Genomic DNA, 9814 nt, shown 5'->3' with positions numbered 1-9814 from the left:
ACGCCGGAGATCGAGACGGTGCCGCCGCGCCGGACCGCCTTGAGCGCGGCGTGCAGCACCTCGAGCCGGTAGACGGTCAGCGCTGGTGGCGGGGCAACGCCGCCTGCGACTGCCCAGCAGCGACCGCCGGCGCCTCCCGGGCGATCCGCTCCATCGTCCGCGCCAACTGCTCGCTGCCGTCGTCGAGGTGCCGGGCCGCCGCCTGCATGTGCGAAATCATCATCTCGCCGAAGATCCGCAGCGCCTCCCGGGTGGCCACCGAGTCGTCGAAGTTCACCCCGGCGGTGTTGCGGTACTCCGTCACCGCCCGCTCGGCCTCCTGCTTCGCCTCCTCCGCCGCGGCCCGCATGTAGCTCTCGTACTGCATCCGGGCGTACTCGGCGACCCGGCGGGCGTAGTCGTGGGCCTGCGCGATGATCTGCTCGGCCTCCCGCTGCGCCGCCGACAGCAGGTTCACCTCCTTCGCCGCGGGCACCGCCGCCGCGTTGTCGGCGCTCGGGATCACCCCGTGCCGGTGCAGCTCCAGATGGTCGTTGAGCCGCTCGTTCTCCGCCCGCAGGTTCGCCAGCTGGGTGGCCAGCAGGTCCAGCTCGTCGGCCACCTGCATCCGGAACCGGTCCACATCGGCGTGGTCGTAGCCGCGGCGGGTGAACGACGCCGACCCGAACTCCCACCGGCGCACCCGGTCCGCGGTGAGGCGCACCTGCACCCCACCGGTCACCTGACCCGCCTCGTACCTACTGATCGGGGTCGCGCTCACCGGGCCTCCTCCGTTCGCGACTGCGGGGCTCGCAACACCGGCTCACTCCTCGCGCTCACCGGGCACCTCCGGAATCGTCAGGGGCGGTCGCGGTCCGCCACGCGGGCCCGTACCAGTGCTTGCCGAAACCCTCGTGATGCAGCTGGCCCGGCTGGTAGCCGGCCGCGGTCAGCGCCGCCACCGAATGACTCACCATCTCGTCGGAGCCGCACACGTACACGTGCCGGGACCGCCAGTCCCCGTCGGCGAGGACCTGGTCGGCCACCTGCACGAACTCACCCGGCCGGGTCGGGTCCGACCCCGCCACGTACGTCACCCGCAGCCACGGGTACGAGGCGGCGAACTTGTCGATCGCCTCACTGTCGTAGAACTCCAGCCGGGACCGGGCCCCCACGTACAGGTCCACCCGGCGGCCCGCACCCTCCGCGGCGACCTGCTCCAACAGGGACTTCACCGGCGCCCAGCCGGTGCCACCGGCCAGCAGCAGCAGATCCGACGACCCGGCCGGCCACAACGTCAACCGGTCACCCACCGGCGCGGCAAGGTGCAGCTGGTCCCCCACCGCGCACCCGTACACCAGGCGCGACGACACCGCGCCACCCGGCGCGGCTCGCACGTGCAGCTCCAACGTCCCGTCCGGGCGGGGCGCGTTCGCCGGGGAGTAGTACCGCCACGACCGCACCGCCGGGTGGGACACCCCGATCGACTGGCCCGGGGTGAACGGCAGCAGGTACTGCGGCCGCACCGTCAGCACCGCCACGTCGAACGTGCGCCGTTCGTGCCCGAGGATCTCCGCCACGTACCACGGCGGGGACTTCGCCTCCGCCGCCTGCGCCGCGTCCATCATCACCTGCGCGACCAACCCGTACGCCGCCGCCCAGTCGGCCGCCAACTCGTCGGTCCACGCCTCGCCGGAGAAGTGCCGCAGCGTCGCCAGCAGCGCCTCACCGACCGCCGGGTAGTGCTCGGCGCGCACCGCGAACTTGCGGTGATCCGCGCCGAGGTCCTGGAGGAACCCGACCAGCCGGTCCACCTGATCCACGTGGGACACGATGTGCCCCAGCGCGTTCACGAGGCGGTCCCGCTGCCCGGCCATGTTCGTGGGGAACATCTGCCGGGTCTCCGGGTGCGCCAGGAACAGCGTGGAATAGAAGTAGAGCGGCACCTGGTCGCCGTGCGCGGCCACCAGTGACCAGCTCTGCTTGAGCCGTGCCGCGTCCACGCTCAGGCGTTCCCCGTCGACACGACCTGGCCCTGGACCTGGCCCAGCACGACGTGCACGTCGGCGATCACGTCCGCCGGCACGCCCAGCTCCACCAGCGTCGCGGTCAGGTGCTCGCCGACCTTCACGTAGTGCGCCACCGGGATGTTCAGCGGCTGGTGCGCCTCGGCCAGCCCCCGACCGGTGTACTCGTTCGGGCCGCCCAGCACCACCGCCAGCATCAGCGCCAGGTGCCGCCGCTGCTCGGGCATGTTCACCTCGGTGAAGTAGCCGGCCAGGTCCTGGTCGGCCAGCACCTTGTCGTAGAACAGGTCCACGGCGGCCTTCACCGCGGCGGCGCCACCGATGCGCTCGTAATGGGAGATCGGGGTGGTCTCTTCGGTCACCGTCATGGTGGTTCCTTCCAGAGGGGGCACGCGGGCAGCGCCGCGGAGGGGCAACCGGCAGCCCACGCGCGCCGCACCGGCTCCACCGAACGGCCACGCGCAAGCGGCCGTGTCGGACCATAGCGTGCCCGCCGGAACGGTTCACCCCTGCCCTATCCGATTCCCGACAACCGTCGATCACGGACAGTCAACTTCGCCGTCGAACAGCTCGCGCCCCGCGACCACACCGCCACTCTGGGTGGACGCCGTTCCACGCCCCAACCCGGACGGTCCCTTTCGGACACCACCGGCCGACGCTCCACCAGGCCCGCGTATCCGCACGTCACGACCGCCCCACCCGACCGGCGGCCACCACGACCGCGAGCCGGACCCCGCCCGACCGGCCGGCCGACACGCCCCGTGAACAAAAAACGGACCGCGCCATGCCCGTTTTGGGCGTGGCGCGGTCTCCCGAAACGACGACCGGGCCGCTCAGCCCGCCCGGCGGCGCGCCCGCCGCGCCGCCAACTCGTCACCCACCGACTCGGACTCGGACTCCGACTCCACCGGCGGGGCGGCCGGCTCCGGCTGCCCACCCACCGGCTCCGCCGGCAGATGCGACAGCGAACCCTGGATCTCCTTGAACGCGCCGCCGATCGCGATGCCGAACACCCCCTGGCCGCCCTGCAACAGGTCGACGACCTCCTCCGGCGACCGGCACTCGTACACGGTCGTCCCGTCCGAGATCAACGTGATGCCCGCCAGATCCTCCACACCACGCGACCGCAACGCGTCGATCGCCTTGCGGATGTTCTGCAACGACACCCCGGCGTCCAACAGCCGCTTCACGACCTTCAACACCACCAGGTCGCGGAAGGAGTACAACCTCGACGTCCCCGACCCCGAGGCATCCCGCACGCTCGGCACCACCAGACCCGTGCGGGCCCAGTAATCCAACTGCCGGTAGCTGATGCCCACCGCGTGACACGCGGTCACACCCCGGTAGCCCACCTCACCGTCAACGACCGGATCGGGCTGCTGCTCCGTACTCGGACCAGGATCTCGCGGCTCGTGCATCCGGACAACCTCCCCGCCCGTGCGGTGACACGTCGTCTCCCCGTACGTGCACCCCTCGACACCGCAACCCTAGCGCCGGCGCCCGGAGTTCATCCGCAGGAGACACCACGACACGCCGCACCGCCGCCCGGAAGATCACTGACGGCGGCCCGCCGTCACCCACCGTGACAACTGCCGCCGCGTCATCACCGGCCCACCGGCCGGCACCTCAACCCGCGAAGTCCTCCGGACGCACCTGCTCCAGGAACTCCCGGAACTTCTCCACCTCGTCCTCCTGCTCGTCCGGGATCACGATCCCCGCCTCGGAGAGGACCTGCTCGGCGCAACGAATCGGAGCCCCGACCCGCAACGCCAACGCGATGGAATCGCTCGGCCGCGCCGACACCCGAACGCCGTCACCGATCAACAGATCGGCGTAGAAGACGTTCTCCTTCAACTCGGTGATCTCCACCGCCCGCAACGGCGCCTGCAACGCCGCCAGCACGTCCCGCAGCAGATCGTGCGTCAACGGACGCGCCGGCTTGACCCCCTGCTGCTCGTAGGCGATCGCCGTCGCCTCGACCGCGCCGATCCAGATCGGCAGATAGCGGTCCCCCTCGACCTCCCGCAGCAGGACGATCGGCTGGTTGCTGGGCAGCTCCACCCGAACTCCGACCACGCTCAGCTCGCGCACCGCCGCCTCCGTGTCGTTGTCACCTATGCCCGCGCACCGCGCCCTTCCCTGCACGGTACACGGACCGCGACACGGGAGTCCCATGCGCTACGTGCACCACGCCTCGCCGGAAGGGGTTACCCCGGCAAGCCTACGACACGCTTCCCGGCGCAGATCTTTCCGCGCCCCACCCACGACGAAGGCCGGGCGCCCCCACGACACCCGGCCCCGCACACCTCACCGACCCAACGTCGACCGCAGCCCCACCCGCACCAACGCCGCGTGCAACTGCTGCGACAACGCCACCAGCTCCCGCGCCGTCTCCGCCGCCCGGGCCCGCGCCGCCGGATCCGACTGCCGCGCCAACGGCGCCACCAACTGCGCGAACAGACCGACCTCCCGATCCGCCGCCGTCCGGTACGCCCGCAGGTGCCGCGGCTCCAACCCGTACGCCGCCAGCCCCGCCACCGCCCGCGCGATGATCAACGCATCCGCGTCGTACCAGCCCGGCGGATCCGACACCAGCACACCGAGCCGTTCCAACTCGGCCAACGTCGACTCGTCGATCCCGCTCCGGGAGATCAGCTCCGCCCGCCCCAGCCGCACCTCCGACGACTCGGCGGACTCCGCCACCTCCCGACCCGGCACCTCACCACCCGGACCGACCGCCACCAGATTCGGCCGCTGCCGCCCCGGCACCGCACCCGAGGAGTCCCACTCCGCCAACTGGTCCCGGATCACCCGCAACGGCAGGTACTGATCCCGCTGCGCGGTCAGCACGAACCGCAACCGCGCCACATCGTCCCAGCTGTACTTCCGGTACCCCGCCGGCGTCCGCTCCGGCTCCACCAGGCCCTCGGCCTCCAGGAACCGCAACTTCGAGATCGTGACGTCCGGAAACTCCACCCGCAACTGCGCCAACACCTCGCCGATGCTCATCAGCGGAGTCCCACGCGCCTCCCCGGGCGACGTCGAAGCCGCAGGCCCGTTCACCCCCGGCCGGCCTCCTCCTCCGGACGCGGACCGGCGATGAACACCACCCGGAACTTGCCGATCTGCACCTCGTCGCCGTTGCTCAGCGTCGCCGCCTCGACCCGCTCCCGGTTCACGTACGTGCCGTTCAGGCTGCCCACGTCCCGCACCGTGAACGTGCCACCGTCCCGGTGGAACTCGGCGTGCCGCCGTGACACCGTCACGTCGTCGAGGAAGATGTCACTGTCCGGGTGCCGGCCGCTCGTCGTCACATCGTGGTCCAACAGGAACCGGGCGCCCGCGTTCGGACCCCGGCGAACAACCAGCAGAGCCATCCCCGGCGGCAACGAACCGGACATCCGGCTCGGCACCACATCGGTGTCCGGGCCCTCCAGCACTTCGTCGAGCGAACCGAGATTGAGCGTCGAAGTGACGTCGAGTGGGGGGAACTCGTCGTCTGGGCGCGTCATGGGGACCACCTCACGGATCTGTTTCGGTCGGCGTCGGGTAATGGCGGGAATGGCCGCCGGGCAGACACACACCCGGCGGCTGGCTCCCCGTGCCCGGGAAGGCGCATTCCGCAACGCTCAAACTATTGGTTCTCGGTCAACTGGGCGAGCCTAGCCAGCGCCGAAAAACAGGGCAACCGGACGCGCGGAGACGACCCCGCCGCCCGGCACGGACGAACTCAGCTCTCGGTGAGTTCGCGGTACGCACCAGCGGTCAACAAACCCTCGACCGCCGCCGGATCATCCGGAGTGATCTCCACCAACCACCCCGCACCGTACGGATCCGTGTTGATCACCTCAGGGGTGTCGGCCAACGCCTCGTTGCGCGCCGCCACCGTGCCGCTCAACGGCGCGTAGATCTCCGACACGCTCTTCGTCGACTCGATCTCGCCCAGCGACTCACCCGCCGCCACCACCGCGCCCTCGTCCGGCAACTGGACGAACACGATGTCACCCAGGGCATCCTGCGCGAAGTGCGTGATACCGACCCGGACGGCAGCGCCGTCCCCACCAGCCACCCACTCGTGCTCGGCGGTGTACCGCAGATCCTCAGGAATCACCAGCTGCGTCCTTCGTCATCGGTGCACCGGGGGGAAACCGGCGCGGCCGCGGCCGGTCAGGAGACCGGCCGGGCGTGTTCCAGCTTGATCGGCGCGTGCAGCTGCGAAACCTCCACAGCCTCACTGTCATCCGGCGTCACGTTACCGCCGGCCTCCTCCACCGATGCGACCACCCCGCCGGGAATGTTCAACGCCGTACGCAGCGTCGCCGCATCACCGATCACCGAGATCACGTACGGGCCGGTCAACCGCCGCCCGTCCACCACCAGGCCACCACCCGGCCCGTCCACGAAATACGTCGACGCGATGATCCGCACCGCCGTGCCGTCCGCGCCCGCGATCTGCATCGCCTCCGCGCCCGCACCCCGCAACTCCTGCACCGCGTCCAGGATCCGCGCCGCCTCGACAGCCTTGTCCGGACCCTCGAACCGCACCGACAGGCCCGGCCCCACCGCCGGCAACGTGCCCGCCAGGATGCCCAGCTCGTCCGCCCGCCGCGTCGCCTCCTCCAGCGCCGCCTGCCGGCCCTGCTCACCCGAACGCAGCTGCCGCTGGCTCTCCTCCAGCGCCTCAATGTCCTGCCGCAGTCGCCGCTCCCGCGAATCCAGATCCGACGAGATCCGGACCAGGTCCTCCTCCCGCGTCGCCGCAAGGGTCGGATCGGTCGACGTCGTCTTCAGCTGCACCACCAGGGTGAACCCCAGCAACGCCAGCAACACCGCGATCATCGCGCCCGCCGACGTCAACCGCCGCGACACCGGCACCGGCTTCGCCTCGACCTCGGCCGCGGACGCCCCCGGCTCCTCGGCCGGCGCCGGCACGTCCTCCTGCTCGACCGGCCCGGCCGGCGCCAACGGGCTCAACTCGTCCGGATCGGGCGCGTCCGGGCGCGGATCCGGCTCACCGGCCGGCCCCGCCGGCCGCTGCGGCTCCGCCGGCTGCGGCCAACCTGTGCCCGTCTCCTTGTGCTCTTCGCTCATCGCCACAAACCTACGCCCGGAACAGGTGCCGGCGGATCGCCGCCACGTTTCCGAAGATGCGCACCCCGAGCACGACCACCACACCGGTGGACAACTGACCGCCCACCCCCAACTGGTCACCCAGGTACACGATCAGACCCGCCACCAGCACGTTCGAGATGAACGACACCACGAACTGCTTGTCGTCGAAGATCCGGTCCAGCTTCGCCCGCACCCCGCCGAACACGGCGTCGAGCGCCGCCACCACGGCGATCGGCAGGTACGGCTGCAACGCCGCGGGCACCGTGGGATCCAGATACACCCCGAGCACCACACCGGCGAGCAACGCCAGCACCGCGATCATCGGCCACCTCCGGAGGGGCTGGAAGAGGTCCCCGGACCGGACGGCCCGGGACTTGTCGAACCGGCGACACCCGAACCCGACGGGCTCGGACTCACCGAAGGCTCGGCGTAGCGTAGCCGTGGCTCCGGAGCCGCCGGCAGGGTGAGCCTGTCCGCGTCCTTCACCCCGAACGACAACCCGTTCGTCCGGGCCACATAGCGCATCAGCGCCGCCGCCTCACTGTCGTCGAACCGATCCCGCATCGACCCCGGCCCGATCGCCGCCACCTCGTAAGGACCCGTCACCGGCCGGTAGTCCACCAGGATCGCCTCTCCCGCCTGGCGGATCGTCGACGTCGCCGTCAACCGCTGCCCGTTGATGGCCACCGCCTCCGCGCCCGCCGCCCACAGCGCGTTCGCCACCTTCTGCAGGTCGGAGTACAACACCCGCGACGGCCCCGCGTTCGCACCGGTCACCGCGTCCTGATCCCGCGGCGCGTCCGCCAGGCGCACCACCACCCCGTCACCGCGCACCCGGCCCAGGCCCGTGCCCGCCTCCAGGTTGCGCAGCCGCGACGCCTGCGACCCGCTCAACGCCGCGTCGCGCTGCCGGCTGACCTCCTCGCGCAGCTGATCCGCCCGCGCGGTCAACCGGTCGGTCTCCGCCTCGCGCTGCTTGATCTCGGCGACCAGCCCGGCCCGCGCCTTCGCCCGGCCCGGCTCCTCCGCCACCGTCTCCCGGTAGGCCACCGCGAACAGGAACCCGATCACCAGCAGAACCACCACGCTCACCGGCCGGGCCAGCACCCGCCGCAGCCGCGACGGCGGCACCGACGCCCGCCGGGCCGCCGCGTCGGCGTACCCCGGATCAAGCGGGTTGCGGAACAGTTCGGTCAGGAAGTCCGGCGCGTAGACCCGTGCCGACGGGTCGCGGCCCTTGTCCCGGGGCGGCACCGCGGTCACGCCGCCGCTCCCGCGCGCCGCTGGCGCATCGCCCGGACCAGGCGGCTGGCCTGCACCACGTACATGGCCCCGGCCACCCAGTAGAGCACCAGGCCCCACCAGGCCAGCCCCCAGCCGATCGCGCCGGCCGCGGTGGCCACGCCCGGGGCGGCGGCCGCCAGCAGCAGGATCGGGAACGCGGCCAGCAGCAGGAACGTCGCGGTCTTGCCCACGTAGTGCACCGGCGGCGGGCCGTAGCCGTAGCGGCGCAACACCCCCAGCGACCCGAGCAGCAGCAGCTCGCGGGCCAGCAGCGCGCCGGTGAACTGCCACGGCACCACCTCGCGGGCCGTGAACGCCAGCAGCGTGGCCAGGATGTAGAGCCGGTCGGCGAGCGGGTCGAGCAGCTCGCCCAGCCGGCTGACCTGCTGGAGGCGCCGGGCGATCCAACCGTCCACCCAGTCGCTGGTGCCGCCGATGGCCAGCACGACGATGGCGGCCACGTCGGCCTTGACCACGAGGAACAGGTAGAGGAAGAGCGGCACACCGAGGAGCCGGACGAAGCTGATGAGGTTCGGCAGGGTGAGGACACGGTCCCCCACGACCGCCGCCGCACCGCCGGGAGCCGGGTGCTCCGATGGAGCCGGCCGACGCGACACCGAACCCTCCCTTCGCAGCACGGTCCGGCGGCCGAGTGATCGGCCGCCGCAGGGACGTGCGCGTTGCCGGCCGGTCAGACGCCGGCGCCCTCTGCGATCCCGGGCTGGGACCTCCCCGTCGTGGCCCACGATCGCGTCGATCATGGCCCGTCCAGTTGCGCTGCCACTATATCGGGCTCCCCCGACCCGCCCCGGCCCCGCGCTACGCCGGTGCTCGGCTCGGGCGTTTGTGCGACGCCGCACAACCCGTAAGGCATCCTAGGACACTAGTTGAATGGCGGTCGAGGCGTGGGATGCCGCCGGGGATCGGACGGATCAGGCCGTGCGGGCGGTGGAGTCGGAGGCGGCCGGCGCGGCGTTCATCGACGCGGCCTGGCCGAACGCCATCAGCGCCAGCAGCAGCTCGTGCTGCACCCGGTTGGGCATCCGGTCCAGCACCGCCTGCACCGCCCGGTGCCGCCGCTCCGTCAGCTCGCGCAGCAGGGTCTCCGCCGCGGCCGTGGGGATCAGCCGCACCTCGCGCCGGTCGCGGGGATCGGCCACCCGGCGCAGCAGGCCGACCGCCTCGAGCCGGTCACAGAGCCGGCTCGCCGAGGAGGGCACCACGTCGAGCAGCTCGGCCAGCCGGTTCACGTTGGTGCGGGGATGCGCCATGATCAGCGACAGCACCCGCAACTGGGTCGGCGAGACGCTGACGTTGTGCCGGGAGGTGGCGGAGTCGAGCACACCGATGAGCGCCTCGGCGGCCGCATCGATGGCCGCGGCAAGATTCGGAGGTCGCTCCACCCGCTGTCC

13 protein-coding genes are annotated in these 9814 nt (G+C 71.7%); all 13 read right to left on the bottom strand.

Going from position 1 to position 9814, the window contains the following annotated elements:
• Window positions 1–76 precede the first annotated feature (76 nt).
• Window positions 77–760 (bottom strand): cell division protein DivIVA, encoded by a 684-nt coding sequence (locus ABZV78_RS24860; protein ID WP_355642228.1) that lies wholly within the window; start codon window positions 758–760, stop codon window positions 77–79.
• A 55-nt stretch (window positions 761–815) separates the two neighbouring features.
• Window positions 816–1982, bottom strand: coding sequence for a globin domain-containing protein (locus tag ABZV78_RS24855; protein ID WP_355642226.1), 1167 nt, complete (start codon window positions 1980–1982; stop codon window positions 816–818).
• Between the two features lie 2 nt (window positions 1983–1984).
• Complete coding sequence (locus ABZV78_RS24850) at window positions 1985–2374, bottom strand: group 1 truncated hemoglobin (RefSeq protein WP_355642224.1); 390 nt, start codon at window positions 2372–2374, stop codon at window positions 1985–1987.
• 465 nt (window positions 2375–2839) lie between these two features.
• A complete protein-coding gene (locus ABZV78_RS24845; protein ID WP_355642222.1) occupies window positions 2840–3424 on the bottom strand; it encodes a MerR family transcriptional regulator in 585 nt (194 codons plus the stop codon).
• Between the two features lie 208 nt (window positions 3425–3632).
• Entirely contained in the window at window positions 3633–4097 is a 465-nt protein-coding gene (locus ABZV78_RS24840; RefSeq protein ID WP_073833177.1) for a bifunctional nuclease family protein, read from the bottom strand.
• A 216-nt stretch (window positions 4098–4313) separates the two neighbouring features.
• The gene (locus tag ABZV78_RS24835; RefSeq protein ID WP_355642220.1) at window positions 4314–5015 is read right to left on the bottom strand and encodes a MerR family transcriptional regulator; all 702 of its coding nucleotides are present in this window, start codon (window positions 5013–5015) and stop codon (window positions 4314–4316) included.
• A 50-nt stretch (window positions 5016–5065) separates the two neighbouring features.
• Window positions 5066–5518 carry an FHA domain-containing protein gene (locus ABZV78_RS24830; protein WP_007071101.1) on the bottom strand — a complete coding sequence of 151 codons (453 nt, stop codon included), beginning with the start codon at window positions 5516–5518 and terminating at the stop codon, window positions 5066–5068.
• A 218-nt stretch (window positions 5519–5736) separates the two neighbouring features.
• Window positions 5737–6117 carry a glycine cleavage system protein GcvH gene (gene gcvH, locus ABZV78_RS24825; RefSeq protein WP_355642218.1) on the bottom strand — a complete coding sequence of 127 codons (381 nt, stop codon included), beginning with the start codon at window positions 6115–6117 and terminating at the stop codon, window positions 5737–5739.
• Between the two features lie 56 nt (window positions 6118–6173).
• Window positions 6174–7097 carry a DUF881 domain-containing protein gene (locus tag ABZV78_RS24820; protein WP_355642216.1) on the bottom strand — a complete coding sequence of 308 codons (924 nt, stop codon included), beginning with the start codon at window positions 7095–7097 and terminating at the stop codon, window positions 6174–6176.
• Window positions 7098–7107: 10 nt separating this feature from the next.
• Window positions 7108–7440 (bottom strand): small basic family protein, encoded by a 333-nt coding sequence (locus ABZV78_RS24815; protein ID WP_007071104.1) that lies wholly within the window; start codon window positions 7438–7440, stop codon window positions 7108–7110.
• Window positions 7437–8381: a DUF881 domain-containing protein gene (locus tag ABZV78_RS24810; protein WP_355642214.1), complete on the bottom strand. Its 945-nt coding sequence runs from the start codon at window positions 8379–8381 to the stop codon at window positions 7437–7439. The genes ABZV78_RS24815 and ABZV78_RS24810 overlap by 4 nt, the downstream gene beginning before the upstream one ends.
• Entirely contained in the window at window positions 8378–8962 is a 585-nt protein-coding gene (locus ABZV78_RS24805) for a CDP-alcohol phosphatidyltransferase family protein (RefSeq protein WP_355642212.1), read from the bottom strand. Before ABZV78_RS24805 ends, ABZV78_RS24810 begins: the two co-directional genes overlap by 4 nt.
• Before the next feature lie 372 nt (window positions 8963–9334).
• The gene (locus ABZV78_RS24800) at window positions 9335–9805 is read right to left on the bottom strand and encodes a MarR family transcriptional regulator (RefSeq protein WP_355642210.1); all 471 of its coding nucleotides are present in this window, start codon (window positions 9803–9805) and stop codon (window positions 9335–9337) included.
• Window positions 9806–9814: the final 9 nt, after the last annotated feature.

The organism is Micromonospora sp. NPDC004540 (genome assembly GCF_040610095.1).
GTDB lineage: Bacteria > Actinomycetota > Actinomycetes > Mycobacteriales > Micromonosporaceae > Micromonospora.
This window is presented reverse-complemented; position numbering and strand designations above follow the sequence as displayed.

Bases quoted from the DNA above. Each gene is read 5' to 3' on its own strand.
- ABZV78_RS24850 (WP_355642224.1), bottom strand. From the start codon at position 2,374: ATGACGGTGACCGAAGAGACCACCCCGATCTCCCATTACGAGCGCATC.
- ABZV78_RS24845 (WP_355642222.1), bottom strand. From the start codon at position 3,424: ATGCACGAGCCGCGAGATCCTGGTCCGAGTACGGAGCAGCAGCCCGAT.
- ABZV78_RS24835 (WP_355642220.1), bottom strand. From the start codon at position 5,015: ATGAGCATCGGCGAGGTGTTGGCGCAGTTGCGGGTGGAGTTTCCGGAC.
- ABZV78_RS24820 (WP_355642216.1), bottom strand. From the start codon at position 7,097: ATGAGCGAAGAGCACAAGGAGACGGGCACAGGTTGGCCGCAGCCGGCG.
- ABZV78_RS24815 (WP_007071104.1), bottom strand. From the start codon at position 7,440: ATGATCGCGGTGCTGGCGTTGCTCGCCGGTGTGGTGCTCGGGGTGTAT.
- ABZV78_RS24830 (WP_007071101.1), bottom strand. From the start codon at position 5,518: ATGACGCGCCCAGACGACGAGTTCCCCCCACTCGACGTCACTTCGACG.